Source organism: Streptomyces sp. NPDC033178 (genome assembly GCF_055577685.1).
In genome coordinates this window covers 548,326-573,038 of record NZ_JBVIPT010000001.1, presented here as the reverse complement: position 1 = coordinate 573,038, position 24,713 = coordinate 548,326, and the positions used below count along the sequence as shown (strand labels likewise).

Sequence of the window (24,713 nt, the reverse complement as noted above, 5' to 3'; positions counted from 1 at the left end):
GTCTCCCCCCACCCCCCCCCCCCCCCCCCCCCCCCCCCCCCCCCCCCCCCCCCCCCCCCCCCCCCCCCCCCCCCCCCCCCCCCCCCCCCCGCCCGGGCATCGGCCGCTCCCGCGCCGGCCCCGTACGGACGGGGAATCGTCCGGCCGACCACCGGGTTGACGTGTCAGCAGCCGAGACCTTCAAGGAGCCGACATGTCCGACGAACCCGCTGTCCGCGGACTCCGCCTGGTGGTCACGGCGGCCGACTACGACGCGGCGCTGCACTTCTACCGCGATGTCCTCGGCCTGACCGAACGCGGCGCGTTCGCCTCCGCCGACGGACGGGTCACCATTCTCGAAGCCGGTCGCGCCACGCTGGAAATCGCCGATCCCCACCACGCCGACTTCATCGACGAGGTCGAGGTCGGCCGGCGCGTGGCCGGCCACATCCGGGTCGCCTTCGAGGTCGACGACTCCGTCGCCACCACGTCGAAGCTGGCCGCCGCCGGGGCCCAGGTGATCGCCGAGCCGACACGTACCCCGTGGAACTCGCTGAATTCCCGGCTCGATGCACCGGGCGATCTACAGCTGACGCTCTTCACGGAACTCGGCGACTAGGCCGAGGGCCCGGGGCCCTTCCGTTTCTCCCGGGAATACGGCTGCAAGGTCCTCTGTTGTACAGCACAGAATGACATGCCTCCGTCAATTTGAGGAGGCGGAGGGCGCCGTCGCCTTTCGGTGGACGGCTGTGAGGAAGGAAAGCCCATGAGGGTCGGCATTCACCCCGTTTCCCGCCCGGTCGTCTACCGGGACCGCGCCGCGGACGTCGCGTTCCTCACCCGTTCGACCGCGGACTCGGCGAGGACGATCGAGTGGGAGGACGGCAACACCTACCCGGTGATCGACGTGGAGGTCTCGTCGGCCAGTCACCCGTTCTACACGGGGACGTCGCGGGTCATGGACGGCGCGGGCCGCGTGGAGCGGTTCGAGCGGCGCTACGGACGTGCGGTGTCATCGACCCGATGACGGGCGGTCGGCATCCGAGCAGGAGGAGAGCGGAGCCATGAAGGTGCGCACGTCGTTGCGCTCACTGAAGTCGATGCCCGGGGCGCAGGTGGTGCGCCGACGGGGCACGGTGTTCGTGATCAACAAGAAGAACCCGCGCTTCAAGGCCCGTCAGGGCTGACGCACAGAGCCTGGAGCGTGTGGGCCGCCGGGCCCGGCCTACTGTGTGCGGGAGTGCCGGTCAACCCAGGTTGCCCAGGCGGGCGTCCCGCCACAGGTCGACGCCGCCGTCGGTGGCGTACTTGTCGATCTCGGCCAGCTCCTCGCTGCTGAAGTCGGGGTTCTCCAGCGCGGCGACGTTCTGCTCCAGCTGCTCGGGGCGCGACGCGCCGATGACGAGCGAGGTGACACGTTCGTCCCGCAGGGCCCAGGCGAGGGCCATCTGGGCCAGGCTCTGACCGCGCCGGGCCGCGATGTCGTTGAGGGCGCGCAGCCTGCGCCGCATGTCGTCCGACAGCCACGTGGTGTCGAAGGAGGTCCCCTGCGCCGCCCGCGAGTCCTGCGGGACCCCGTCGAGGTAACGCCCGGTCAGCAGCCCCTGGGCGAGGGCCGTGAAGCCGATGACCCCGAAGCCCTCCTGCTCCGCGGTGTCGAGCAGACCCTCGGTCTCGACCCAGCGGTTGAGCATGCTGTACGACGGCTGGTGAATGAGCAGCGGGGTGCCCAGGTCCCGGAGGATGGCGGCCGCCTCGCGGCTGCGCTCGGCATCGTAGGAGGAGATACCGACATACAGCGCCTTGCCCTGCCGGACGGCGGTGTCGAGCGCCCCCATCGTCTCCTCAAGAGGAGTGTCGGCGTCGAGCCGGTGGGAGTAGAAGATGTCCACGTACTCCAGCCCCGTGCGACGCAGCGACTGGTCCAGCGAGGCGAGCATGTACTTGCGGGAGCCACCGCCCTGGCCGTAGGGGCCGGGCCACATGTCCCAGCCGGCCTTGGTGGAGACCACCAGCTCGTCCCGGTACGGCGCGAGATCCTGCTTCATCAGCCGCCCGAAGTTGGTTTCCGCGGCGCCGTACGGCGGACCGTAGTTGTTCGCGAGGTCGTGGTGGGTGATGCCGAGGTCGAAGGCGCGCAGCGCGATCTCGCGCTGGCTTTCGAAGGACCGGTCGTCGCCGAAGTTGTGCCAGTAGCCCAGGGACAGGACGGGCAGGTCGAGCCCCGAACGCCCGGTGCGCCGGTAGCGCATGGTGCCGTCGTAGCGGTCAGGATTCATGACATGGCTCATCGAGTGCTCTCCGGGTGGTGCGGTACGGGACGGACCCATCAGGCACATCGGACCCATCGGGGTCGCGGGGATCCGCCTGCCCACACTGCCCCTGCCTGATCCTGAAGTCCAACAGCTCCCCGCCATGGGATTCAGCGGTGCCGTTTCTGAATCGCCAGGGCCGTTGCTCCGGGGCCGGATTGACGGATTGGCGTCCGGCCTCGCTGGGCAGGGAGCCAAGGAATGTCATGAGCACGACTGCCTTTCCCCCACAAGGAGGTCGACCATGCACGTCCGTAAGCCGACGATCGGACTCGCTGCCGTCCTGACGGTGACCCTTTCGCTGATGGGCGGCCAGGCCGTGGCCGCCCCTTCCGCGACCGCTCCTTCCGAGGTCGCGGACAGCGCCGTCGCCGCCCGTGTCGTCACCTACGACGCGAGCGGTTCCGCGGAGTTCAAGTCCGCCGTCGACCGCGGTGCGGCGATCTGGAACGAGAGTGTCGACGCCGTCGAACTGCGACCGGTCGCGACCGGGCAGCGCGCCAACATCCGGGTCCTGGCGGACAACGGCTGGCCTCGCGCCCTGCCCACCACACTGGGCAACGGAACCGTCTACATCGGGCGCCAGGCCGTTACCCAGGGCTACAACACGATCCGCATCTCGGCCCACGAACTGGGCCACATCCTCGGCCTGCCGGACCGCAAGCCCGGCCCGTGTTCCAGCCTGATGTCCGGTTCCACCGCGGGAATCGCGTGCACGAACCCCTACCCGGACACGGTGGAGAAGGCGGAGGTGGAGGACAACTTCAGCAGTGCGCTGGCCCGGACGGGCGGAGCGGTGCGAAGCGGTGTCATGATCGTGGACTGACGCACGGTGCCGTGTGCGGATGTCGGGCGGAGGCCGGGACATCGCGGCGTCCGCCCACACCCGCACACGGCGACTGTCCGAGCGACCTGTTCGGCCTTTCCGGCCTCTCCGACGTCAGCCCCGCCGACGCAGCTTGCTCAGGAACCCCTTGGCCTGGGCCCGTCGCCGTGGATCGGCGGAGGCACGGCGTACCTGTTCGATGGTGCGCCGCCCCTGAGGGCTCCTGGCGAACCGTTTGATCTTTTCGATCATCCCGGGCACAACTCCTCCTACGGCAAGGCCGGTGACGCGGATGCCTGCATGCCCTGTATACCCCGTCGTCGGGAAGTAAGCGCCTGACAGGCAAGGCTCACGGGATCAGCACCTGTCGGTGCCGTCCACTGCCCGCCCGGGGAAAGCACTGTCGGACGTGTCCTCTAAGCTCCCGCGCATGAGCGAGGGGGACAGCGACAGACGCGTCATCGACGGGCGGTTCCAGCTGGAGTCGCGGCTCGGCGGCGGTGGGATGGGCACGGTCTGGCGGGCCACGGACCTCGTGCTGCACCGGAGCGTGGCCGTCAAAGAGGTGCGGCCGCCGGACGCGGGGCTGGCCGAGTACGACCCGGACGGCGCGCGGATGCTGCGGGAGCGGGTCCTGCGCGAGGCCAGGGCGCTGGCCAGGATCGACCACCCGAATGTCGTGACGATCCATCACATCGTCGACGGCGGCGAGGGCACCTATCCATGGATCGTGATGGAACTGGTCGGCGGCGGATCGCTGGCCGACCGCCTGGGCCGCGGACCGATGGACCCGGCAGGGACGGCCCGGCTCGGACGCGAGGTGCTGGCCGCACTGCGCGCCGCGCACGATGCGGGCATCCAGCATCGGGACGTCAAGCCCGCCAACGTGCTCCTTCGCCCCGACGGCCGCCCCGTGCTCACGGACTTCGGCATCGCGGCGATCCGCGAATCGACGGCACTCACCGCCACCGGGTCCATCATCGGCACGGCCGACTACATGGCGCCGGAGCGAGTGTCGGGCAACGACGGCGGGGCGGCGTCGGACCTCTGGTCGCTGGCGATGATGTTGTACGCCGCCGTCGAGGGCTGGCACCCCCTGCGCCGGGGCACGACGCTGGCCACACTCGCGGCCGTCCTCTACGAGGAGGTCCCGCCGCCGGTGAAGGCCGGGCCTCTGGCGGACGTACTGATGCGGGTGCTGGTGCGGGATCCGGCGGCACGCCCGGATGCCGAGACCCTTGACCGGATGCTGGCTTCGGTGGTCGAGGGCGAACAGGCTGTGGCCTCGGGCGGATCGGGGACCACCTCCTACCGGCTGACTCCTCCGTCGGCCGCCCCGCCGTTCCTTTCTGGCTCGGGCGAGTCCGGTCCACCGACCGGATACCCGACCCCGCAGGACGCCGTTCCCCGACCGCCCGCCGCCCCCACGCCGTACCCGGTGGCACCCGCCGGTGCGCCGACGCCCGACCGGCGGTCCGGGCAAAGGCGCTGGTCCAGGGTCGTCCTGTCCGCCGCGGCGACAGCGCTCGTCGGTGTCCTCGTGTGGACCCTGGTGCCGGACGGGGGGAAGTCCGGATCCTCGTCCTCCGGGCGTGACGGGAGTGGAGTGGGGGCGAAACCGTCGAGCAGCAGTACGCCGACGACCGAATCGTCCGCCGATGCCTCTACGCCCACGCCCAGGCAGACGGAAAAGGGAAGCACCACCGATCTGCTGACGCCGGACGGCATCCGCACCGCGATCAAGGCGTTCAAGAAGGAGACGGGCAGCGACCTGTTCGGCGATTTCAAGGTGTACCCCGAGCACATCTCCGCCTACGTGATGGTCAAGGGCAGCCGGACCCGGTACGACATGTACACCTACCGTGTCGACCGGGGTTTGGAGAAGGGAATCATCAAGGGCTCGCTGTCGGGCGGAGCCCAGGTGTTCAATCCGGACGAATTCGACTGGGACATGGTCCCCACGCTGCTCGCCGAGGCCAGGAAGAAGCTGAACGTCGACAGCCCCACGAGCCGCTACTTGCTGGTCGAAGGGCCGAACGAGCTGCGCGACACCCCCGCCGACATGGCTGTGTACCTCAGCAACGATTACAGCGAGAGCGGCTATCTGGAGGCCGACATCCACGGCAAGGTGACCAAAGTGATGGCCGCCGAGGGATGATCCCGGGCCGTCATCCCGTCGTACGCGCCACGCGACCTCAGTGAATGCGGTACTTCGTCCAGAAGGGGCCCAGATCCTTGTCCGTCACGGACTGCGCGGCCTCCTTGAAGTCGGCGGTGGTGGAGAGGCCGTACCAGTGGTCGCGGGCGTACTGCTTGAGGAGGCGGGCCATGGTGTCGGCTCCGAGGGTGCCCTCCAGGCGTGCCAGGGCGCAGGGGCCGGCCGTGTAGACGACGTGGTACTCGTTCCGGTGCTCGGCCCAGTAGGCCATCGAGTTGGTGAGCGCGGTGGTCTCGCTCGGCCAGTCGTCGTCCGCCCAGCAGTCGCTGGTGTCCCAGCCGTAGAAGCGGGCGTTGGCGTACTGGGCGAAGCTCTCGTCCAGCCAGGGCGCGCCGTATTCGTCGTTGCCCACGATGCCGTACCACCACTGGTGGGCCACCTCGTGGACGACGGCGCTGCCCTCTTCGGTGGTGCCGAGGAGGACCAGGCCGGGGTACTCCATGCCGCCGCCGAACTCCTTGGTCATCACGAGGTCGAGCTCGCCGTACGGATAGCGGCCGAACTCCTTGCCGAACCGGTCCACGGCGGCGACGCCGTCCTTGCGGTTGAGGCGCACACCCGCGGCGGGTGTGTTCGGCGCCCAGTACGACTTCACGCGCACGCCCCCGGGAGAGGTCTCGGTCGCCGTACGGAACGGGCCCGCCGCCCACGCGAAGTCCCGTACCCGGTGCGCGACGCTGTGCGTGACCGTGCGCCCGGGCCTGCCGGGGCTGGTCCAGGTGCGGCCGGTCGCCGGGACCTTGAGGGCCGCGGGGTGGTCGAGGCGTGCCCGGAAGTCGCTCGCCAGGGCGTAGAAGCTCTCGCCGGTCGACACATACGGATCGAGGTGCCAGCCCTTCGTGTCGTGCACGGCGAGCACCGGCAGGGCGTTGCCCAGGAAGCGGAAGGCGCCCTCACGGCCGAAGCGGTTGTTGCGTTCGGGCACGGTGATGGACACGTCGAAGGCGATGGCCGTCCGCTCACCGTGCGCGAGCGGCGTCGGCAGGGTGATGCGCAACGCCGTGCAGTTCACGGTGAGTTGGCCGACAGTGCCGCCGCGCACCTTGGACAGCCTGACGGGGGGCGGCTTGCCGGGTGTGCCGCACTTGTCGTCTCCGTTGCCCCACAGACGTACGTACACCTCGTGCAGGGGGCGTTCGGAGGCGTTGCGGAACGTCACCCGTTGGTGGCCCGTCCAGTGGGAGCCGTCGGCGTCGCCGCGCAGGGTCACGTCGTAGCGAAGGCGATCGGGTGTCGCGGCCGCGGACCTGCTCGCTCCGGGCCCGCTTGCCTCCGACCTGCTGGCCTCCGACCTGCTGGCCTCGGCCTTGGGTGCCGTGACGGCATCGGCCGCGGTCGCGCCCGTCGCGACGAGCATTGCGACCAGGCCAACGAGCAAGCACCGCAAGGCGTTTGACTGTGAGGCAGGTGGCGACGACATGGCAGCGGATGATGCCACACCAGTGCGATATCCGCGCCCGCCGCCGCTACAACTGACAGATCGTTCAGCGCAGGCGTCGGACATCCGTGCAGGCGACTTCAGGGGAACCGCCGTACGGATCGGTGACCGTCCTCGTGCCGGTGACCTTGCCGGAGAGGCACAGCTCACCGCCCAGCAGCCGCAGGTCGAGGGTGAACTCCACGCTCTCGCCGGAGCGTTGTGGGCCGTGGATCCGCAGGTCGATGTAACCGAGGCCGCGCAGGACGTCCTTGACCTGTTCCGGTGTCGGATCGGGCGTGCCCTTGAGGGCTTTCACGATGCGGCGGGAGTGGACACGGGCATCGCATTTCTCCACAGGGCTCAACTCCGCCTCCTTCCTGGCGTCATCAGGGTCTCGGGGCTCCACCGGGGGCGGCGTCGCGTCCGGCGGTAACGGTTCGGGCAGGGGTTGGAGGGGCGGCTCCGTGCGATCCGGTTCCTCCGGCGGTTCCGTAGGGGGCTCCTCGGTCGGCTCGAACCTCAGGCAGGGTTCGGTGATGGAGACGAGGAGTGTCATGAACGCCAGGAACCCGGGGTCCGAGGACTCGGGGTCCGAGGAGTCGGTCGGGAAGACCGTGGAGGGGGCGGTCGCGGTTCCGCCGGCCTCGACCCGGTCGTCGGTTCCGGTCTTGGGGCCGCTGCCTGCCGCACGTTCGGAACCGCAGGCGGTAAGCGTGAGGGCGAGCGCGCACAGCGCCACAGGTATCGCGCCGCGACGGATGCGCGAGGGTCGCTGTACGTGACGAATACGATGATTTTCCCTGGAAAGTCGTCTCATGCTCGCAGTGTGTGCGCGGGCAGCGGACCGCACATGAGTACGGCTACTCAGAGCAAGTCACCAGTGCGCGCCCGGACTTCACCCGGCGGCGCCACGGCCGTGGGTGACGAGGCCCGGCCAACGGCGAGGCCCGCGGCGGGGAAGTCCTTGATTGCCGCCGCGCGCCGCCGGGCCGTGACCGGGAGTTTCGGGCTCTGCCGAAACTAGTGGTGCGTTCGGTATACCGGCCCCCAAGCTGGTGGCGCCAACCGGGGCCTCGACCTGCCCCGAACGGGAGATGACAGCGCCCGCACGCCTCACCCCTTTGTCTTGACCTCATCAACGAAGGAATGCCCCCACATGGCAGACGAGTTGGTCCTGCGCGCCCAGAGATTCGTCAACCAGGCCTACGGCGACAAGATCGGCATGACCGTCGAGGAGAACGGCCGCACGGGCTGGAGCACCATGTACGCCCTCACCAGGGCTCTCCAGTGGGAGCTGGGCATCAGTCCGGTGGCGGACAGCTTCGGCCCCACCACCCTGCGCACCCTGACGCAGAGGTTCCCGCGGCTCAACAGTGCCACCGTGCCGTCGGCCAACTTCTGCCGCATCATCCAGTCGGCGATGTACTGCAAGGGATACGACGGCGGTGACATCGACGGCGTCTACAACGCGAACGTCCAGGCCGGCATCACCAAGCTCAAGCAGGACATGGGGGTCGACGGTGTCTACCCCGGCTCCGACCTGACTCCGAAGGTCTTCAAGGGTCTGCTGAACATGGACCCGTACGTCCTCGTCAGGTACGGGGACAGACCCGGCGACGAGGACATCCGCTCGATCCAGCGCTGGCTCAACGGGCGGTACATCCACCGGCAGGACTTCTTCGTCATCCCCTGCGACGGCCACCACTCCCGCGATGTCGCCAAGTCCATGCTGTTCGCCATCCAGTACGAACTGGGCATGGCTGACGGAGTGGCCAACGGCTCCTTCGGCCCCGCGACCCAGGCGGGTCTCAGACAGCACACCCTCAGGGTCGGCAGCACGGGCGTCTGGGTGAACCTGTTCACGGCCGCCATGATCCTCAACCAGCGGCCCCACGTCGCGTTCGGCGGGACCTTCACGTCCGACCTGTCCTCGGCCGTCTTCGAGTTCCAGGACTTCGTCAGGATCTCCCCGAACGGCGACGGCGACTACCCCACCTGGGCATCCCTGCTGATCTCCTACGGCGACCAGTCCCGTTCCGGCGCCGCCTGCGACTGCATCACCACCATCACCCCGGCCCGCGCCCAGTCCCTGCTGTCCGCCGGGTACGTGTACGTCGGCCGCTACCTGTGCAACGTCCCGAACGGCCGGGACAAGATGATCAAACCCGGTGAGCTGCAGACCATCGCGGCCAACGGCCTCAACTGCTTCCCGATCTACCAGACCTTCAGCGACGGGGCCGCCTACTTCAACTACAACCAGGGCACCCGTGACGGCCTCGACGCGATCGACTGGGCCAAGTACCACGGGTTCAAGGACGGCACCCGCATCTACTTCGCCGTGGACTACGACGCGTTCGACCACGAGGTGACCTCCAACATCCTCCCGCACTTCAGGGGCATCTTCCGGGCGGCGCAGGAGAACTCCCGCTACCGGGTGGGCATCTACGGGCCGCGCAACGTGTGCCGCAGGGTGCGGGAGGCCGGGTACACCGACGCGAGCTTCGTCTCCGACATGTCCAGCGGGTTCTCCGGGAACCTGGGTTTCCCCATGCCGGGGGACTGGGCCTTCGACCAGATCGCCACCGTCACCGTGGGAACCGGTGCCGGAGCCATCGAGATCGACAAGAACATCGCCTCCGGACGAGACGTCGGGCAGAGCAGTTTTAACCCCGGTGCGGACACCGCGGGACTGGACGTCGACTTCAACGCGACATACCGAGCCGCCATGCTCCAGGAGGTGCGCTCGTACCTGGAGTCCATCGGCGTCCCTGAGACCGGGGGCGACGGCTGGACCGACACGGACTGGGCGACCCTGGGAGGCATCTCCAACACCAGGGCGTTCGAGCTGGTCCTCTCCGCCGACTGGCTGTTCACCTCGCTCGCCCGGCAGCTCAGAGTGCGCAAGGCCCTGATCCAGACCCCGGTGCTCTGGGAGTTGCGCAAACTCAACCCGGGGGACTTCGCCGCCGACGCGGCGGTGAAGGCCGGCGTGAGGGACGACTGCAGCACCGGCTACAGCCAGATCTTCGGCCGGGTGGCGATCGACGCCAGGAACTACTGCGTTCAGCAGGGCATCATCAACGGCTCGATCCTGGACCGGGAGCGGGACCTGGAATCGGTGTGGACCCAGCTCAACGAGGACCCGATCTACAACATCAAGTCGGCGGCCTACCTGACGCTCTTCAACGCCCACCAGATCAACCTGCCGAGGCCGGGGCTGAACACGAGTGAGGGTGACTCCGAGAGGATCCTCAGCCGCTACAACGGTCCCCCCGTGACGAATGAAGGGGAACCGAACCTTCCCGCCCTGCAGTACGGCCGTGAACTCGTGGGCCTGTACCGGGTGTTGGAGAAGTACTACCGGCTTTCCCGCAATGGCTGACGTGAGGGGACGAACAGCGTGACAACTGACATGACAGGCATGACGCGACGTGATGTCGTCAGGCACACCGCAGTCGTCGGCACCGTTACCCTGGTGGGCGGCGGCTCCGTGCTGGCCCTGCCCGCCGGGGCGGCGGCCGCTGAGAGACCCGGGCCCGACGACGCCCCGAAGCGGCCGACTTCGCCCAACGGCTGGGAGCTGGAGGAGAAGGCCAACGACGTCTCCACGGTGTGGACCCGGCCCGTACCGGGCACCGGCCTCGACATGGACGTACGCATCGGGGACGTGGAGATGGTCCTCGCGCACGTCGTCCGGCGCTTCCACTACGAGATCGACGGACTCCGCAAGGGAGACCTGGCCGGCTGGCGCGCACCGGCCCGGGTGAAGCTGAAGCGGGCGGAGGGCAACCAGGCGTCCGGCACCGCCGTCGCGATCCGGCCGGGCTCCTACCCGCCCGGAGTCAAGGGAGGGTTCTACTCGCCCCAGCTCATGGTGATCCGCGACATCCTCGCCGAGTGCGACGGCGTCGTGCGGTGGGGCGGGGACGACGACCGCCCGTACGAGGCGCTGTTCTCCATCGACGTGCCGCCCGGTGACAAGCGGCTGACGGCCCTCGTGGCCAAGCTGCGGACCTGGGCCGACGAGCCCGGAGCCGGCCCGGGCACCCTGGTGGACGTGGCCGACACCAAGCGCCGCAAAGCCGCCACCGCGCTGGAACGACGCCAGAAGAAAACCGCCTGACACCGAACGTCCGGAACCTGCAGGTGGCCGTGGATCCGTGCGATCCACGGCCACCTGCGGTACGCCCCTGGCGGCGCCGACGGCCGGGGCCGTGGTCCCGGTCATCTAGAATGACGGCCAACGCGCTTGTATGCGCGTGGAGTTGAGTTCAACGCCAGGGAGAACATCCATGGGCGCCACAGAGGCCGTAGGCACACCGGAGGCGGGTTCCGAACCGGACGCCCGGACCGCGGGGCCGACGGTGCCACGTCTGGTGCTGGGGGCGCGGCTGCGCCGGCTGCGGGAGGAGCTGCACTTCTCCCGGGAGGAGGCGGGCGAGGCCATCCGCGCCTCCCAGTCCAAGATCAGCAGAATGGAGTGGGGCCGGCACGGGTTCAAGATGCGGGACGTGTCCGACCTGCTCACGCTCTACGGAGTCACGGACGAGGCCGAGCGCGCCACCCTGCTGGCTCTGGCCAAACAGGCCAACACCGCTGGCTGGTGGCAGCCGTACAACGACGTGGTGCCCGGCTGGATGCAGGCCTACCTCGGGGCCGAACAGGCGGCGAACCTCATCCGCTGCTTCCAGCCCCAGGTCGTTCCCGACCTGCTGCAGATTCCTGACTACGCTCGCGCCGCGATCCGGCTCACCTGCCAGGAGGCTTCCGCGGAGGAGTTGGACCGGCGGGTCACCCTGCGCATGAAGCGCCGGCAGATCCTGCACCGGCAGCGAGCGGCTCAGCTGTGGGCCGTGATCGACGAGGCGGCACTGCGTCGCCCGGTGGGCGGCACCGCCACGATGCGCGCCCAGCTCCAGCACCTCATCGAGATCTGCCGACTCCCGCAGGTCACCATACAGATCGTGCCGTTCCTCGCCGGTGGTCACGCCGCGGCCGGCGGTCCGGTCACCATCGTGCGCCTGCCCGGCGGTCTGCTGCCCGACATGGTGTACCTGGAACAGCTCGCCAGCGCCGTCTATCCCGACAAGCCGAGCGAGATCGAGTACTACTGGGGTGTGATGAACCGCCTGGTCGTGCAGGCGGATTCGCCGGACGCGACGTGCACGATCCTCCATCGCATCCTTCAGGAGACCTGACCCGAGCGGATCAGGACTCGCGATGGCCGATGGAACGCGTGCCGGTCGTCGCGCCCGGCGGCCGTCGCGGCGGCGTACGCCAAGTGGGCCCTCGGTCGGCGGACTTCAGCGTTTGCGGGCGACGCCTCCGTACTGATGCACTTCCGCCGGGAGACCCAGGGCCTCGGTGTCGGGACGCCAGCGCGAGCACGATGCCACGCCGGGTTCGAGCAGTTCCAGACCGTCGAAGTAGCGCTCGATCTGCTCGGGGCTGCGAAGGATGTACGGGATCGAGCCGCCCTCGTTGTATTGCCTGATGGCATCGACGTAGGCGTCGCTGGTGTCGGTGCTGTCGTACTGCACGAGGAAGCTGCCGGAGGGCAGACCGTCCACCAACTGCCGCACGATCGAACGTGCTTCGTCGTGGTCCTCGATATGACCGAGGATGCCCATCAGCATGAGGGCGACCGGCTGGTCGAAGTCCAGCGTCTTCGCCGCCTCCCGCAGGATCGTGCTCGGATCCCGCAGATCGGCGTCGACGTAGTTGGTGACCCCCACCGAACTGCTGACCAATAGCGCGCGGGCGTGTGCGAGCACCAAGGGGTCGTTGTCGACGTAGACGATCCGGCATTCCGGGGCCACCCGCTGGGCGATCTCATGGGTGTTGTCCACATTCGGCAGCCCGGTGCCGATGTCCAGGAACTGCCGGATTCCCTCCTCTGCGGCCAGATGACGGACGGCGCGGGCGAGGAAGTACCGGGCGGCGCGGGCTCCGGTCTCGATCCCCGGGAAAATGTCACGGAACGCGTCGCCGGCTATCCGGTCGACCTCGTAATTGTCCTTGCCGCCCAGCCAGTAGTTCCAGATCCGGGCCGATTGCGGCACGGTGGTGTCGATCTTGGAGAGTGCCTCCTGGTCGGAGTTCTCTCGTGCATCAGTCATGGACACTCCTGTGTGTACGTATGCGTGTACGTATGTGTGTGCGTCGTGCGAGAACCGCGAAACTGTCGGGCACCAGTCGTGGAGAGCCACGTTATTCCCCGGGTTTGGATCATGTAAATCCACAGGCCCAACCTGTCCGTGCTTCGTCGGCCAATGACTTGTTTGTGTTCTCCGGGCGGGCCGAAAGTCGACATCCGGGCCGTCACTTCACAGAACGCGCACATAAGTTCATCAGCCCTTTAGGTTTCAACCGTTACGCTCGCCGACAGTCGAGTGGCCGATGTCGGCGCCCCACCCGCCGCGGCCCTCGCCCCCCCCAGAGGCACAGGAGATTCGGCGTGCGTGACGGCGACGTAGTGGTGATCGGCGGCGGCTATGCGGGCGTCCGGCTGGCGAAACGGCTGGACGGGACGGCGCGGGTCACGCTGGTCGATCGCAAGGAGGTCTTCTTCCACCGCATCGCCTCCCTGCGCGCCGGCGTGCGTCCGGAATGGACGATGGCCCCGTTCATCCCGTACAACCGGCTGCTCGGCAACGGCCGGGTGGCGGTGGGCAAGGCGGTCCGTGTCGACACCGCCGAGCGGGAGGTGGTCCTGGCCACCGGCGAGCGCCTCCCGTACGACGTGGTGGTGATCGCCACCGGCGCCGACTATCCGGAACCGGCCCGCTTCTCGGGCACCACCGCCGAGGAGGCGGCCAAGTCGTTCGCCGGGCACCAGCGGAACGTCGCCGGCGCGGACCATGTCCTCGTCGTCGGCGGCGGGCCCTCCGGTGTCGAGCTCAGCGCCGAGATCCGCCTGGCCCGGCCGGACGCCCGGGTCACGCTCGCCCACTCCGGCCCGGCCCTGCTCCACTCCACGGGGAGCGAGCGGGCCGGGCGCAAGGCCTGCGCCTGGCTGGAGTCCCACGACGTGGAGGTGCGGCTCGACTCGTTCATGTCCCCGGGCCACGACTTCGGCACGTACCGCGACGCGCGCGGGAACGTGGTGGAGGCAGACCGCTCCTTCTGGGCGACGGGCACCACCCCCAACACGCTCTGGCTGCGCCTGGCCGGACACGGTGACTGGCTGAACGCGAGCGGGCACGTGAAGGTCGACCGGATGCTCCGGGCCGAGGGCCGACTGGATGTTTTCGCGGTCGGTGACGTGAACGACGCGAGCGAGCTCAAGATCACCCCCGCCGCGCTCGCCCAGGCGGACCTCGCCGCCCACAACATCCGCGCCTACCTGGGCAGTTCGGGCAAACACCGCACCCAGTCCCGTTCCTACCGGCCGATCCACCGCACCCCGCTCATCGTGCCGTTCGGCCAGGCGGACGGAGTCACCATGCTGCCCGTGCTGGGCGGCGAGACCGCGGTACTCGGCGGGCGCACCACCACCCTGGCCAAGGCCAAGACCCTCATGACCCCCTACATGAGACGCCAACTGGGGTACACCGCGGCCTGACACGCGAGGTACGGCTCCCGCACACGAACGACGACGTCACGGTGGCACCCGTCGTTCGCCCACGTATGCGCCCTGGGGTAAGGTCCCCACGTTTCCAACTACCGGCTGAAGGCGGGCCGGTACGGGGAGTGCGGAAGGGCGGCAAGGCGATGGAATCCCAGTTGGGCGACGGCGGGTCCGTGGACGTGGACGACACACCGCTGGAGGCGATGACTCCCGAACCGCTGCTCACCCGGGACTACGAGACACGCCCCTCACTGGTGTACGAACGGCTGAGGCAGCGCCACGGCCCGGTCGCGCCGGTCGATCTCCTGGGCGTACCCGCCTGGTTGGTCCTCGGCTACCGGGAGGCACTCGATGTGCTCCAGGACGACGACGGATGGCCGAAGGGCCTGGAGAACTGGCGTGCCCGCTCGGAGGGCCGCGTGCCGTCCGACTGGCCCCTCGGTCCGTCCCTTGAGGTCAACCACATTCTGATCCAGGGCGGTCCCGGATACCCGCGGTTGCGTACGGCGTGGGACACGGCTCTCAGGCCGTTCCAGGACCCGCGCCATCCCCAGGCCAAGAAGCTCAAGACGGCCGTCACCGCCTACGCCGACGAACTGATCACCCTGGTGGGACAGGCCGGCGGAACGGGCCTCGCGGACCTGTCCGCCCAGTTCTCCCGGCCGCTGCCGCTGATGGTGGCAAGTCACCTGCTTGGCTTCCCCGGTTCACAGGGCGACGACGCGCTGATGGACATGTGGCGGGTCCTGGACGCCGGTCCGGACGCGGAGCCCGCCCTGGAGCGCCTGTTGGCGACGCTGGCGGAACTGGCGGCGATGAAGCTGAAGACGCCGGGGGACGACTTCCCCTCGCATTTGCTTGCCGCACACCCGGACCTCTCGCTCGACGAGCTGGCCCGTGAGCTGTTCATGCTGCTGGGCATGACGTCCGACCACGTCGGCATCCTCATCTCCAACACGGTGGTCGAGGTCCTCTCGGGAGACGGCGGCGCGCGTGCCAGCCTGTCCGCCGGGATGGTCAGGGAGACCATGAACCGGGTGGTCATGCGAAAGCCGCCGCTGGTGAACTTCGTCCCGCGCTTCGCCGCCAAGGACACCCCGCTCGGGAACTACACGATCCGCGCGGGCGACCCGGTCTGGGTCTCCTCGGCGGCGGCGCACGCCGACCCGCTCTTCGCCGACAGCGCGGCGAAGAGCACCACCGTCAGCACCCGGGCGCACCTGTCCTGGGGCGCGGGCCGCCGCCAGTGCCCGGCGCGCGAACTCGCGTCCACGGTCGCGGCGGTCGGCGTGAGCCGCCTGTTCGAGCGGTTCTCCCACCTCGACCTCGCGCTCCCCGTGGATCAACTCCCCTGGCGCTCCTCGCCCTTCATGCGGGGCCTGCGCTCACTGCCCGTACGGTACGAACTCGCCTCGGTGCCCGATCAGCCGCCGGCGCCCGACCCGGCGGCGGAACCGGCCGAGACGGCGCTGCCGGACCCGTCCGCCCGGCAGCGCTCATCTCTGTGGCGCTATCTGACGAGCCTGATCCGCACCGGCCGCTGACGCCGGGGCGCGCGCGACGGCCTCACCTCGGCTCCCGCACCGCACGCCCCATTCTGGCCAGTGCCTCGCGCAGGACGGCCGGTGACGCGGCGAAGTTGAGGCGTACGCATCCCGCGCCGCCGGTGCCGAAGACGTGGCCGGAGCTCAGGGCGACGCGGGCCTCGTCGAGGAACATCCTCGCCGGTCCGGCGAGGTCGGCCACGACACCCGGGCCGTTGGCCGGGTGTTCGTCGTGCAGTCCCAGCCGTGTGCAGTCCAGCCAGGCCAAATAGGTGCCCTGGGGCTGCAGGTACCGGATGCCGGGGAGGTGTTCCTCGATGAGCCGGCCCAGCAGGGTTCGGTTCGCGTCGAGCCCGCCCAGCAGCTCGTCGAGCCAGTCCCCGCCTTCCTGGAGCGCGGCCGTATGGGCGAGGATCCCCAGGTGGCTGGGTCCGTGACCGACCTCCTCGGGCATCCGGCGAAGGTCGGTGGCAGCCTCCTCGCCCGCGATGGCCAGGGCGGCTTTGAGCCCGGCGAGGTTCCACGCCTTGGAGGCGGACATCAGGGTGAAGCCGTTCTCGGACCCGGACACACTGAGGAACGGCGTGAACGTGGCGCCCGGCAGTACGAGCGGTGCGTGGATCTCGTCCGAGACCACACGGACGCCGTGCCGCCGGGCGAGCGCGGCAATGGCTTCGAGTTCCTGGCGGGTGTGCACGACACCGCTCGGGTTGTGCGGGTTGCACAGCAGGAACGCCGGACATCGGCCGTGCCGCCGCGCCCGTACGAAGGCGTCCTCCAGTGCACCGAGGTCGATGCGCAGGTCGGGGCCGAGGGGAGCCTCGGTCACCTCGCGGGCGTCGTGGGCGACGAACGCGTAGAACGGCGGATAGACGGGCGGGCACACGACGACGGCATCGCCGGGGTCGGTGACGAGACGCAGAACCTCGACGATGCCCAGCATGACGTCGGGCACGATGGTCGTGTTCTCGACGCGAAAGCCGCCCCACTGCCAGCGGTCGGCGGCGAAGGCGGCCAGGGCCTCGGCGTAGGCGGTTCCGTGGGGGTACCCGGTGTCTCCCAGACCGATGGCCCTGTGGAGCGCGTCGGCGACGCAGGGAGCCAGCGGCACGTCCATCTCCGCCACCCACAGGGGCAGTACGTCCTCGGGATGGACGCGCCACTTCATGCTGGTACGCCTTCGCAACTGCCGCAGGGACACCTGCACGAGTGGATCGGTCCGCCCGGTTTCGGCGTCCTCGGATGCTGCCTGCTTGGTCGTTTCGGTCACGCGATCCTCCAACGTCCGGGCGATGCGGGCCTGTAGGTGGTGGCGGCCGCGTGCAGGGCGGCTTCGATCGGCTGCAGTCCGTGGACGGACAGTAAGGATGATGGGGCCTGCTCGGCGGTTTTGGGACCCCTCCCCACGCCGCACACCTAGCCTCCGGCGCATGTCCCCGAACCGCGAAGGACACCGTGTCGGCCCTGCGGCGATCGTGCTCGCGACGCTGCTCGCGCTGGTCGGCTGTTCCTCGGCCGCTCCCTCGCCCTCGAAGTCGTCGTCGCCCACGCCGTCTCCGAGTCCGTCCGATCTCGCGCAAGCACTGTCGAGGTACGCGATGTCCTCGTGCGCCCTGCTCGACGACCAGGAACTCGCCGCCTACGGAATCACACAGCCTCCTCGCGAGATCGATCTGTCCGAGGGGCCTGCACTGTCGTGCTACTGGCTGGTGTCAACAGGCATCCAATTGGGCTGGATTCCGTATCCCCGCGAAAAGGCGCGAAAGACCAAGGCGAACGAGCCAGGAGCGGAAGTGATCGAGGTAGCCGGCTATTCGACGATGCAGACCGCCGACAAGGAATCCTGCTACCAGAACGTCAGGATCAGTTCCGACGACTCCTACAACTCCTTCAGCATCTTGGTCGGGCGATACGAACCGGACGCTCCCAAGGATCTCTGCGGGATCGCCACCTCGTTCGCCAAGCTGGTCATTTCCAAGCTCCAGCAGTACGACGGTGCCGCCTGAGCACGATGAAACCGTGCCGCCAGGGTTCGCCCGTGCAAGGCGCGGCGCGGCCAGGCGTAGGCCCAGCGCTGTGACCGCCGCCCCGTGCGCTGTGCCCGCCCTGCGCTTCTTCGCACACGCCCTTGCGCTGCGCGTTGTCCCGTTGCGGGATCGTCAATCGGTCCGGGTGCGGAGGCTCCGCGCCAGGGTGGGGATCATCATCGCCGCAGGGACGAGGTGCAGCCCTAGGAGGGCGGTGGTGGTGGCGGTGTTTGCCCCGGAGAGGAGGGGCGGGACCAATGAGATCGCGGTCAGCGACACTGCCGTCCACACGAATCGCGTGGCGGGGCGAGCGCTCCAACGAAGAAGAGCGACGGCAATGCCGATGCCCACGACCGAGAAGAAGCCGGTCACCACGGCGAACCCGGACAACGGGATCGTCTCGCCACCGTCGGGGATCTCGAAGTCGACGCCTACGGCCTGGGCAAGAGCCGCCGCGAGGGTGGTGGCCACCATCGCCGCGAGCGTGGCTATGAAGCCGGTGCCGACGAACCTGCGGAGTCGGTGGGTGTGGCTGGTCCGGCCCGATGCCGGGCCTGCGACGACCCCGGAGTCATTCATGCTGTTCACGTCGTTCCTCCGTCATTCGGCAACTGGCGTACGGGGTGTTGACGGCATGTGACGGTCCTGGCCCCCGGCGTGACGATGCGTACCCTCGCCGTGCGACGGCCGGGGTTCCGCAGGGCGCGGACGCCGGTGCCGCGGAGCCAGAACCCGGCGTCGCGTCCGAGGACCGGCCCGGGCTCGCCGTCGCGCAGTTCCAGCTGCACCCGCCCGCGGGTGACAACGCAGAACGCGTCGTACCACTCCGCCTCGACCACCGCGACGCGCGCGCCACCGCGCAGCGCGAGCGTCCACACCGGGATTACTCCGTACCGTCCGCCGGCAGGCGCTCGGGCAGCCCGAGCTGTGGGAACCGGTCGTCGTGGAACGTGAACATCTCGGTGATCGCCCCGCCGGTGACGCGCAGGACGTCGATCGTCAGCGGCAGGTAGGCGCCCTCGCGCTCGTTCCAGAGGTAGAAGGCGACGGCGGGCTGCCGGTTCACCGACGTGGGGACGCCGCGCAGGCCCTTCATGCCCTCGAAGCCGTCCTCGACCCAGTCGTTCACCACCGCGTCGCGACCGACGTGGAGGCCCGGTGTGGGCGGCATCGAGAAGCGGACGTCGTCCCGCAGCATCGAGGCGAGCGCCGGGACGTCCGTGGCCACGCTGGCGTCGGTGAAGCGACGTACCAACTCGCGTGTCCCGGCGTCCTGTTCGCCGCCGGTCCAGTCCTGCCGCTCGGCGGGCAGGTGCTTCCGCAGGCCGGCACGGGCCCGCTGCAGCGCGCTGTTCACGGAGTTGACGGAGTCTCCGAGGAGCTCCGCGACGTCCTTCGCCGGCCAGCCGAGCACGTCCCGCAGGATCAGCACGGCCCGCGGGCGCGGCGCGAGGTGCTGGACCGCGACCAGGTACGCCAGCTCGATCGTCTCCCGTGCGACGGCGACGGTCTCCGGCTCGTCCGCGTCGGCCGCGGGCAGCTCGTCGAGCAGCCGGTCCGGGTAGGGCTGCAGCCACAGCACCTCGCCGCCGGTCGCGGGCTCCGGACGGCGTTTGGCGAGCAGGTCCAGGCAGGCGTTGGTGGCGATCCCGTACAGCCAGGCCCGGAACGTGGACCGCCCCTCGAAGGTCTCCCGCCGCCGCCAGGCACGCAGGAACGTCTCCTGCACGGTGTCCTCGGCATCCTCGAACGACCCGAGCATCCGGTAGCAGTGCACGTGCAGCTCCCGCCGGTGCCGCTCCGCCAGCCCCGAGAACGCCGACTCGTCGACCTCGCCCAGCCCGCTCCCGCCCAGCCCGTTCAAGCCCAGCTCCTCCAGCCGCGTGTCCGCATTCATCACGTCATCCTTCCGACTCGTGGTGTCCCGTCGTAGGTGTGACGGGTGCGGACGCGAAAACTCATCACTGGGGGCGGTCGGCACGGCCGTCTGCCGGCGCGACAGCTCCGGCCGGTAGCGGTCCCGCCTGAACGGACTACGCACGGAAAAGGCGAGGCACCCCGGACCAGGCGTCCGGCGCCGCATCCGCGATCACCTGCGCGTTCATCCCGTGCTGTCGGTGTTCCCGGAGCAGTACGGCTCTGATCGTGCACGCGGTCGACCGGGATCAGCGTGCCGTCGAGGATGACGTAGGTCGGCAGCCGGATCCTGGTCGTCGCCTGTGCAGGTCGTTGGCGGTCGCGGCGGGAAAGGTGACCGCCTCGCGGACATATTGCCAGGAGGTGGCAACCCCGACCTGGAATCCGGCGGTCAGACGGTTGAGGGTGCCGCCGTTGCGCAGGCGGCCGGCGGCGGTCCCACTTGACCGGTGACGGTGAGTGTCACGCCTGGACGGTGGGGCGAACGTTGATCTCGCCGATCTCGACATCGGCGGGCTGCTCGATGGCGAAGGCCACCGCGCGGGCGACGGCCGCCGGAGGGATGCCCATCGCGTCCATGTTCTTGCGCGTCTGCTCACGGACGTGCGGGTCCGCCATGGAGTCGGCGAGGTCGGTACGGATGTATCCAGGCGAGATGGCTGTCGTGCGCATCACCCCGTCGGTCGACTCCGTACGCAGCCCCTCGTGGACGGTGCGCACCGCGTTCTTCGTCGCGGCGTAGACCGCCATCGAGGGGGACACGGACAGGCCGGCCACCGAGACGATGCTCACCAAGTGGCCCGACCCCTGCTCGCGGAAGGCGGGCAGCGCGGCGGCGATGCCGTTGAGCGTGCCGCGAAGGTTGACATCGATCATGGCCGACCAGCCTTCGGTGTCGAGGTCGACCAGCGGGCTGATCGGGGCGATGCCGGCGTTGTTCACCAGCACGTCGATACGGCCGTACTGGTCGACGGCGGTGGAGACCAGGCGCCGCAGGTCCTCGGCCTTGGTGACGTCGACGACGCACGTGGCAGCGCGACCGCCCTGCTCCCTGATGTCCTGCGCTATCGCGTCGATGCGGTCGCTGCGGCGCGCCGAGAGGACGACCGCGGCGCCGCGCTGGGCGAGCAGCCGGGCCGTGGCTTCGCCGATGCCGCCACTCGCTCCGGTGATGGCGACGATCTTGCCGTCAAGAGATGGCACTACTGCCTCCAAGTAAAGTGGACACGTGTCCGCTGTATGGCTGAGCCTACCGGACACGTGTCCACTTGTCAGAGGCGGAACATCGGGAGAGCCGTATGAGTACGCCTGCACGCCGTCCGGACGCGGAGCGGAACCGGACCCGCATCGTCGAGGCCGCCCGTGCGGCCCTCGCCGAGTCCCGCCACGTCCACCTCAACGAGATCGCCAAGCGCGCCGGTGTAGGACAGGGCACGCTCTACCGGAACTTCCCCAACCGCGAGGCGCTCCTCGCGGAGGTCTACCGGCGCGACGTCGAGGAACTTGTGACCGCCTCCTCCGCTCTGCTGGCGGACCACGAGCCCGTGGAAGCCCTGCGCCACTGGCTCGACCGAGTCATCGACTACGCCGAGATCAAGCACGGCGTCCTGGCAGCGCTGGAGCCGGCCGCGTGGCAGGACCTCGTCGCCCACAGCCAGAACCCCATCGAAGGCGCCCTCGGTCACCTGCTGGACGCCGGGAAAGCGGCCGGTTCGATCCGCACGGACGTGGACGCCCGCGGGGTCCTCCTGCTCATCGCCTACCTCAGCCGACTGAACCGGGACGAATGGAAGTCGACGGCACGGCCTCTGATGAACGTCATCCTCGACGGCCTTCGCCGACGGGACGCGGGCCGGTGAGGGAGGGGAGGGCGGAGGCGAGGCTAAGCGTCGCGGATCGCTGAAGGTGGGGGAAAGGGCAAGCGTCGCGGATCGGGACAGGCGGCTTCTGGTTTCCGGGCAGGCTCGGTGAGGGTGCGCTCGGCAAGGCGCTCGCCGATGTCGCGGCCATCGAGGATTCCGTCGCCCGGAGGTGATCCGCCCGCGACCTTCAGGCGGCCTTGACCGAGACGACCGCCGAGCTGACCCGGGGCGACGGAGCAGCGGAGCCGCGGTGTCGGTCCCCCTTCCACCGGACGGCCAGGGCCCGCTGGACGGTCAGGGTCCACGGGACGGCCAGGTTCCGCTGGACCGCCGAGGTCTCAGGCCTCACACCCGCACGGCTCTCACACCCGCACGGCAGACCCGCGTTCGCTCATCTGCGGTGCACAGAGCACCCGCTTCTTCCGTACGCGCTTGCCCTCGATCGCCGCGACCGTCAGTCGTGCCGCCTCCGCCGCGATCTGGGTCAGCCCCCAGTCCACGGTGGTGAGCGGTGGTGTGAGCACCCGCGACACCGGGTGGTTGTCGAACCCGACCACGGAGACGTCCCGGCCCACCTCCAGTGAGGCGTCCGCCGCGGCCGCGTACACCCCGTACGCCAGTGAGTCCGAGAAACAGAACACGGCCGTCGCGGGGCGGGCCCCGTTCAGGACGCCGCGCGCCACCGCCGTCGCTTCGCCCAACTCCTGCGGGCAGGGGACCAGTTCGGCCTGGAGTCCGAGGCGGTCGGCCGCCTCGCGGACATACACGTCGGCGGGCCGGTCCGGAGTGCTCGGGCGGGTCGGGGTCAGCACGGTCACCCGGCGGTGGCCGAGGCCGTGCAGATACTCCAACACGGCGTCGATCCCGGCCCGGTTGTCGAAGATGACCTGGCCGGCCGTGCGGGCCCGGCTCAGCGAGTCGCCGACGGCAACCACCGGCAGCGAGTCCGCGATAGTGGCCCAGCCCTTCGCGGAGGGGTTCACAGGAGAGACCAGCAGCGCGTCGACCCGCTGGTCGCGCAGCTGCTTGGCGAGGGCCAGTTCACGGTCGGGGTCGCCGCCCGCGTCGAGAATCAGCGCGTAGCGGTCACCGGCCAGCAGCTCCCGGCCGATGGCCGCCATCAGCTGCTGCTGCCAGAGGTCCTGGAGGTCGCCCGCGAGGACGCCGACCATGCTGGTTCGGCCGCTGACCAGTGCGCGGGCGATGGGATCGGCCTCGTAGCCGAGTTCGGCCGCGGCCTGGCGCACCCGTTCCTCGGTCTCCTTGGAGACGTGTTTGCCGCGCAGGGCGTAGGAGACGGCGGCGGTGGAGAGGCCCGTGGCCTCGGCCACCTCCCGGAGGGTGGTGCGCTTGCTGGGCCTGGCCATGCCCGGAAGCCTACCGGGACGCGTCCGCATTGTGGGCACACGGCCCGCCGGTCGCCGCCGTGGCCCCGACCGTGGTCGGGCGCCGCCCTGGGAGCGAGCCCGTCGCCCCCGCCGACGCATGCTTGACAGGCCCGCTTGTTAATCGCTTAAGTTAACCGTATAAGTGAAACGCTTAACCTAAGTTGACCGCCCGCCTTACTGTGACCAACATCCTTGCCAGCCCGAGGACCGCCGCGTGCCCACCGACGTCCACCAGCACATCTGGCCAACCGACTTCATCGAGTTGCTGCGCTCCCGCACCACACCGCCGTACCTCGACGGCTGGACCCTGCACGCGGGCAGCGAACCGCCCTACGAGGTCGACCCGGCCGACCACGACATCACGGCCCGTACGCGTCTTGCCGCCGCCGACGGCCTAGGCCTCGCCCTAGTGTCCCTCTCCAGCCCCCTCGGCGTCGAGTACCTGCCGCCCGCCGAGGCCGCCCCGCTGCTGGCGGCGTTCCACGACGGCGCCCTGGCACTCCCGGCCCCCTTCGGCGTCTGGGCCTCTCCCTGCCTGTCGGCACCGGACCCCGAGGCCGTCGAACGCGAACTGAGGCGCGGCTGCGCGGGCCTCCAACTGCCCGCCACAGCCCTCCTCGACGCGGCCGGCTGGACCCGGTGCGCCCCGTTCCTCGACGTCCTCACCCGCCACGGCAAACCCCTCTTCATCCACCCGGGCGCGGTCCGGCCCACCCCCGACGCCCCGCCCTGGTGGCCCGCCCTGGTCCCGTACGTGCACCAGATGCACGCGTCCTGGTTCGCCTTCCGCGCCTTCGGCCGCGTCCGCCACCCCCGCCTGCGCGTCTGCTTCGCCGCCCTCGCGGGCCTCGCCCCACTGCACGGCGAACGGCTCGCGATCCGCGGCGGCGGGCGGGGCCAGGTCGACTTCGACGCGTTCTACGAGACCTCTTCCTACGGAAGTCGCGCCGTGGACGCGGTCGTTCGTGCCGTAGGCATCGACGTGGTCGTCGGCGGCAGCGACCGCCCGTACGCACCGCCCGTCATCCCCGACCTCGGCGCGGCCGCCGCCGTCCATGCCCTGCGCACCACCAACCCCGCCCGCCTCCTGTACGGCCACGCCTGAGCCGTGTCCCCGTGGCGGACCCGAACCGAAGGGAGCCATTCATGACGTACGAGTCCCTGCCCGACCGCACCCTCGACAAGCGCGAACTCCAAGCCCTCGTCGACGACCTCGCCACCCGTCCCGACCTCTGGCGCGAACAGGTCGCCTTCTCCGACGAGCAGCGGCACTACGCGTCCTTGTACCGTGACGAATACGTCGACGTCTGGCTGCTGTGCTGGACCCGGCAGAACGACACCGGCTGGCACGATCACGACATCTCCTCCGGCGCCGTCGGCATCGTCCAGGGCGCGCTCCACGAGTCCAACCCGCGCATCGGCGGCAGTCACCTGTCCGTCACCGTCGGCGCGGGCGAGTCCTTCTGCTTCGGCCCCGAGCACATCCACCGGCTCACCGGCGCCACCGACGACGCCGTCTCGATCCACGCCTACTCGCCACCGCTGTGGCGCCTCGGCCAGTACGACATCACCGAGGACGGCCTGATGCGCCGCATCTCCGTCTCGTACGCGGACGAGCTCCGCCCACTGGACACCCCGGCGGCCTGAGGC

26 protein-coding genes are annotated in these 24,713 nt (G+C 69.7%); 14 read left to right on the top strand and 12 right to left on the bottom strand.

The features are described 5' to 3' along the window. The first annotated feature begins 193 nt into the window (after window positions 1–193). From ACZ5VQ_RS02830 to ykgO, 3 genes are all read left to right on the top strand, one after another. Entirely contained in the window at window positions 194–598 is a 405-nt protein-coding gene (locus ACZ5VQ_RS02830) for a VOC family protein (RefSeq protein ID WP_362070874.1), read from the top strand. A 147-nt stretch (window positions 599–745) separates the two neighbouring features. Then, window positions 746–1,006, top strand: a complete 261-nt coding sequence (locus ACZ5VQ_RS02825; protein ID WP_469103348.1) for a type B 50S ribosomal protein L31 — start codon at window positions 746–748, stop codon at window positions 1,004–1,006. A 37-nt stretch (window positions 1,007–1,043) separates the two neighbouring features. Then, window positions 1,044–1,166, top strand: coding sequence for a type B 50S ribosomal protein L36 (gene ykgO / locus ACZ5VQ_RS02820; RefSeq protein ID WP_469103347.1), 123 nt, complete (start codon window positions 1,044–1,046; stop codon window positions 1,164–1,166). A 60-nt stretch (window positions 1,167–1,226) separates the two neighbouring features. Here the strand turns inward: ykgO and mgrA are convergent, their stop codons facing one another. Next, window positions 1,227–2,270: an L-glyceraldehyde 3-phosphate reductase gene (gene mgrA, locus ACZ5VQ_RS02815; protein WP_469103346.1), complete on the bottom strand. Its 1,044-nt coding sequence runs from the start codon at window positions 2,268–2,270 to the stop codon at window positions 1,227–1,229. A 265-nt stretch (window positions 2,271–2,535) separates the two neighbouring features. Here mgrA and ACZ5VQ_RS02810 point away from each other — a divergent pair, with 265 nt between their 5' ends. Then, the gene (locus tag ACZ5VQ_RS02810; protein WP_469103345.1) at window positions 2,536–3,117 is read left to right on the top strand and encodes a snapalysin family zinc-dependent metalloprotease; all 582 of its coding nucleotides are present in this window, start codon (window positions 2,536–2,538) and stop codon (window positions 3,115–3,117) included. 114 nt (window positions 3,118–3,231) lie between these two features. Here ACZ5VQ_RS02810 and ACZ5VQ_RS02805 read toward each other — a convergent pair whose 3' ends face one another. Then, the gene (locus tag ACZ5VQ_RS02805; RefSeq protein ID WP_169801986.1) at window positions 3,232–3,369 is read right to left on the bottom strand and encodes a hypothetical protein; all 138 of its coding nucleotides are present in this window, start codon (window positions 3,367–3,369) and stop codon (window positions 3,232–3,234) included. A 178-nt stretch (window positions 3,370–3,547) separates the two neighbouring features. Between ACZ5VQ_RS02805 and ACZ5VQ_RS02800 the strand changes: the two genes are divergently transcribed. Next, window positions 3,548–5,275, top strand: a complete 1,728-nt coding sequence (locus ACZ5VQ_RS02800; RefSeq protein WP_469103344.1) for a serine/threonine-protein kinase — start codon at window positions 3,548–3,550, stop codon at window positions 5,273–5,275. A 37-nt stretch (window positions 5,276–5,312) separates the two neighbouring features. On the opposite strand, the gene ACZ5VQ_RS02795 is transcribed toward ACZ5VQ_RS02800, so the two are convergent. Continuing rightward, a complete protein-coding gene (locus ACZ5VQ_RS02795) occupies window positions 5,313–6,692 on the bottom strand; it encodes a M1 family metallopeptidase (RefSeq protein ID WP_469103343.1) in 1,380 nt (459 codons plus the stop codon). A 127-nt stretch (window positions 6,693–6,819) separates the two neighbouring features. Next, the gene (locus tag ACZ5VQ_RS02790; protein WP_469103342.1) at window positions 6,820–7,572 is read right to left on the bottom strand and encodes a hypothetical protein; all 753 of its coding nucleotides are present in this window, start codon (window positions 7,570–7,572) and stop codon (window positions 6,820–6,822) included. 339 nt (window positions 7,573–7,911) lie between these two features. Here ACZ5VQ_RS02790 and ACZ5VQ_RS02785 point away from each other — a divergent pair, with 339 nt between their 5' ends. The 3 genes from ACZ5VQ_RS02785 to ACZ5VQ_RS02775 all read left to right on the top strand — a co-directional run bounded on the left by ACZ5VQ_RS02785 (window position 7,912) and on the right by ACZ5VQ_RS02775 (window position 11,953). Further along, window positions 7,912–10,137 (top strand): glycoside hydrolase domain-containing protein, encoded by a 2,226-nt coding sequence (locus tag ACZ5VQ_RS02785; RefSeq protein WP_469103341.1) that lies wholly within the window; start codon window positions 7,912–7,914, stop codon window positions 10,135–10,137. Window positions 10,138–10,176: 39 nt separating this feature from the next. Beyond that, complete coding sequence (locus ACZ5VQ_RS02780; protein ID WP_469103340.1) at window positions 10,177–10,878, top strand: hypothetical protein; 702 nt, start codon at window positions 10,177–10,179, stop codon at window positions 10,876–10,878. A gap of 169 nt (window positions 10,879–11,047) precedes the next feature. Then, window positions 11,048–11,953, top strand: coding sequence for a helix-turn-helix domain-containing protein (locus tag ACZ5VQ_RS02775; protein ID WP_469103339.1), 906 nt, complete (start codon window positions 11,048–11,050; stop codon window positions 11,951–11,953). A 105-nt stretch (window positions 11,954–12,058) separates the two neighbouring features. Here the strand turns inward: ACZ5VQ_RS02775 and ACZ5VQ_RS02770 are convergent, their stop codons facing one another. Continuing rightward, on the bottom strand, window positions 12,059–12,874 hold the full coding sequence (locus ACZ5VQ_RS02770; RefSeq protein ID WP_362070858.1) for an SAM-dependent methyltransferase: 816 nt from the start codon (window positions 12,872–12,874) through the stop codon (window positions 12,059–12,061). Between the two features lie 338 nt (window positions 12,875–13,212). Here ACZ5VQ_RS02770 and ACZ5VQ_RS02765 point away from each other — a divergent pair, with 338 nt between their 5' ends. Beyond that, window positions 13,213–14,319: an NAD(P)/FAD-dependent oxidoreductase gene (locus tag ACZ5VQ_RS02765; RefSeq protein WP_469103338.1), complete on the top strand. Its 1,107-nt coding sequence runs from the start codon at window positions 13,213–13,215 to the stop codon at window positions 14,317–14,319. Window positions 14,320–14,468: 149 nt separating this feature from the next. Beyond that, window positions 14,469–15,869, top strand: a complete 1,401-nt coding sequence (locus tag ACZ5VQ_RS02760) for a cytochrome P450 (RefSeq protein ID WP_469103337.1) — start codon at window positions 14,469–14,471, stop codon at window positions 15,867–15,869. Window positions 15,870–15,891: 22 nt separating this feature from the next. Here ACZ5VQ_RS02760 and ACZ5VQ_RS02755 read toward each other — a convergent pair whose 3' ends face one another. Continuing rightward, complete coding sequence (locus ACZ5VQ_RS02755; RefSeq protein ID WP_469103336.1) at window positions 15,892–17,139, bottom strand: MalY/PatB family protein; 1,248 nt, start codon at window positions 17,137–17,139, stop codon at window positions 15,892–15,894. A 160-nt stretch (window positions 17,140–17,299) separates the two neighbouring features. Here ACZ5VQ_RS02755 and ACZ5VQ_RS02750 point away from each other — a divergent pair, with 160 nt between their 5' ends. Continuing rightward, window positions 17,300–17,875 carry a DUF3558 family protein gene (locus ACZ5VQ_RS02750; RefSeq protein WP_469103335.1) on the top strand — a complete coding sequence of 192 codons (576 nt, stop codon included), beginning with the start codon at window positions 17,300–17,302 and terminating at the stop codon, window positions 17,873–17,875. 153 nt (window positions 17,876–18,028) lie between these two features. Here the strand turns inward: ACZ5VQ_RS02750 and ACZ5VQ_RS02745 are convergent, their stop codons facing one another. From ACZ5VQ_RS02745 to ACZ5VQ_RS02730, 4 genes are all read right to left on the bottom strand, one after another. Next, window positions 18,029–18,475: a DUF6069 family protein gene (locus ACZ5VQ_RS02745; RefSeq protein ID WP_469103567.1), complete on the bottom strand. Its 447-nt coding sequence runs from the start codon at window positions 18,473–18,475 to the stop codon at window positions 18,029–18,031. A 5-nt stretch (window positions 18,476–18,480) separates the two neighbouring features. Beyond that, window positions 18,481–18,774, bottom strand: coding sequence for a hypothetical protein (locus tag ACZ5VQ_RS02740; protein ID WP_469103334.1), 294 nt, complete (start codon window positions 18,772–18,774; stop codon window positions 18,481–18,483). 5 nt (window positions 18,775–18,779) lie between these two features. After that, complete coding sequence (locus tag ACZ5VQ_RS02735; RefSeq protein WP_469103333.1) at window positions 18,780–19,793, bottom strand: RNA polymerase subunit sigma-70; 1,014 nt, start codon at window positions 19,791–19,793, stop codon at window positions 18,780–18,782. 482 nt (window positions 19,794–20,275) lie between these two features. Continuing rightward, window positions 20,276–21,016 (bottom strand): SDR family oxidoreductase, encoded by a 741-nt coding sequence (locus ACZ5VQ_RS02730; RefSeq protein WP_469103332.1) that lies wholly within the window; start codon window positions 21,014–21,016, stop codon window positions 20,276–20,278. Window positions 21,017–21,111: 95 nt separating this feature from the next. Here ACZ5VQ_RS02730 and ACZ5VQ_RS02725 point away from each other — a divergent pair, with 95 nt between their 5' ends. Continuing rightward, window positions 21,112–21,672 (top strand): TetR/AcrR family transcriptional regulator, encoded by a 561-nt coding sequence (locus ACZ5VQ_RS02725; RefSeq protein WP_362070844.1) that lies wholly within the window; start codon window positions 21,112–21,114, stop codon window positions 21,670–21,672. Between the two features lie 190 nt (window positions 21,673–21,862). Here ACZ5VQ_RS02725 and ACZ5VQ_RS02720 read toward each other — a convergent pair whose 3' ends face one another. Both ACZ5VQ_RS02720 and ACZ5VQ_RS02715 read right to left on the bottom strand, forming a co-directional pair. After that, window positions 21,863–22,024 carry a hypothetical protein gene (locus ACZ5VQ_RS02720; protein WP_469103331.1) on the bottom strand — a complete coding sequence of 54 codons (162 nt, stop codon included), beginning with the start codon at window positions 22,022–22,024 and terminating at the stop codon, window positions 21,863–21,865. A 13-nt stretch (window positions 22,025–22,037) separates the two neighbouring features. Beyond that, window positions 22,038–23,042 (bottom strand): LacI family DNA-binding transcriptional regulator, encoded by a 1,005-nt coding sequence (locus ACZ5VQ_RS02715; RefSeq protein ID WP_469103330.1) that lies wholly within the window; start codon window positions 23,040–23,042, stop codon window positions 22,038–22,040. 235 nt (window positions 23,043–23,277) lie between these two features. Here ACZ5VQ_RS02715 and ACZ5VQ_RS02710 point away from each other — a divergent pair, with 235 nt between their 5' ends. Both ACZ5VQ_RS02710 and ACZ5VQ_RS02705 read left to right on the top strand, forming a co-directional pair. Further along, on the top strand, window positions 23,278–24,168 hold the full coding sequence (locus tag ACZ5VQ_RS02710) for an amidohydrolase family protein (RefSeq protein ID WP_469103329.1): 891 nt from the start codon (window positions 23,278–23,280) through the stop codon (window positions 24,166–24,168). A gap of 41 nt (window positions 24,169–24,209) precedes the next feature. Further along, entirely contained in the window at window positions 24,210–24,710 is a 501-nt protein-coding gene (locus tag ACZ5VQ_RS02705) for a cysteine dioxygenase (protein ID WP_469103328.1), read from the top strand. Window positions 24,711–24,713 lie beyond the last annotated feature (3 nt).

What these genes read in the sequence shown, in the direction of transcription:
- ACZ5VQ_RS02785 (WP_469103341.1), top strand. Translation starts at nt 7,912, where the DNA reads ATGGCAGACGAGTTGGTCCTGCGCGCCCAGAGATTCGTCAACCAGGCC.
- ACZ5VQ_RS02745 (WP_469103567.1), bottom strand. Translation starts at nt 18,475, where the DNA reads ATGAATGACTCCGGGGTCGTCGCAGGCCCGGCATCGGGCCGGACCAGC.
- ACZ5VQ_RS02805 (WP_169801986.1), bottom strand. Translation starts at nt 3,369, where the DNA reads ATGATCGAAAAGATCAAACGGTTCGCCAGGAGCCCTCAGGGGCGGCGC.
- ACZ5VQ_RS02795 (WP_469103343.1), bottom strand. Translation starts at nt 6,692, where the DNA reads ATGCTCGTCGCGACGGGCGCGACCGCGGCCGATGCCGTCACGGCACCC.
- ykgO (WP_469103347.1), top strand. Translation starts at nt 1,044, where the DNA reads ATGAAGGTGCGCACGTCGTTGCGCTCACTGAAGTCGATGCCCGGGGCG.
- ACZ5VQ_RS02750 (WP_469103335.1), top strand. Translation starts at nt 17,300, where the DNA reads ATGTCCCCGAACCGCGAAGGACACCGTGTCGGCCCTGCGGCGATCGTG.
- ACZ5VQ_RS02830 (WP_362070874.1), top strand. Translation starts at nt 194, where the DNA reads ATGTCCGACGAACCCGCTGTCCGCGGACTCCGCCTGGTGGTCACGGCG.
- ACZ5VQ_RS02780 (WP_469103340.1), top strand. Translation starts at nt 10,177, where the DNA reads ATGACGCGACGTGATGTCGTCAGGCACACCGCAGTCGTCGGCACCGTT.
- ACZ5VQ_RS02810 (WP_469103345.1), top strand. Translation starts at nt 2,536, where the DNA reads ATGCACGTCCGTAAGCCGACGATCGGACTCGCTGCCGTCCTGACGGTG.
- ACZ5VQ_RS02775 (WP_469103339.1), top strand. Translation starts at nt 11,048, where the DNA reads ATGGGCGCCACAGAGGCCGTAGGCACACCGGAGGCGGGTTCCGAACCG.
- ACZ5VQ_RS02770 (WP_362070858.1), bottom strand. Translation starts at nt 12,874, where the DNA reads ATGACTGATGCACGAGAGAACTCCGACCAGGAGGCACTCTCCAAGATC.
- ACZ5VQ_RS02705 (WP_469103328.1), top strand. Translation starts at nt 24,210, where the DNA reads ATGACGTACGAGTCCCTGCCCGACCGCACCCTCGACAAGCGCGAACTC.
- ACZ5VQ_RS02725 (WP_362070844.1), top strand. Translation starts at nt 21,112, where the DNA reads ATGAGTACGCCTGCACGCCGTCCGGACGCGGAGCGGAACCGGACCCGC.
- ACZ5VQ_RS02790 (WP_469103342.1), bottom strand. Translation starts at nt 7,572, where the DNA reads ATGAGACGACTTTCCAGGGAAAATCATCGTATTCGTCACGTACAGCGA.
- ACZ5VQ_RS02825 (WP_469103348.1), top strand. Translation starts at nt 746, where the DNA reads ATGAGGGTCGGCATTCACCCCGTTTCCCGCCCGGTCGTCTACCGGGAC.
- mgrA (WP_469103346.1), bottom strand. Translation starts at nt 2,270, where the DNA reads ATGAGCCATGTCATGAATCCTGACCGCTACGACGGCACCATGCGCTAC.
- ACZ5VQ_RS02800 (WP_469103344.1), top strand. Translation starts at nt 3,548, where the DNA reads ATGAGCGAGGGGGACAGCGACAGACGCGTCATCGACGGGCGGTTCCAG.
- ACZ5VQ_RS02715 (WP_469103330.1), bottom strand. Translation starts at nt 23,042, where the DNA reads ATGGCCAGGCCCAGCAAGCGCACCACCCTCCGGGAGGTGGCCGAGGCC.
- ACZ5VQ_RS02735 (WP_469103333.1), bottom strand. Translation starts at nt 19,793, where the DNA reads ATGAATGCGGACACGCGGCTGGAGGAGCTGGGCTTGAACGGGCTGGGC.
- ACZ5VQ_RS02760 (WP_469103337.1), top strand. Translation starts at nt 14,469, where the DNA reads ATGGAATCCCAGTTGGGCGACGGCGGGTCCGTGGACGTGGACGACACA.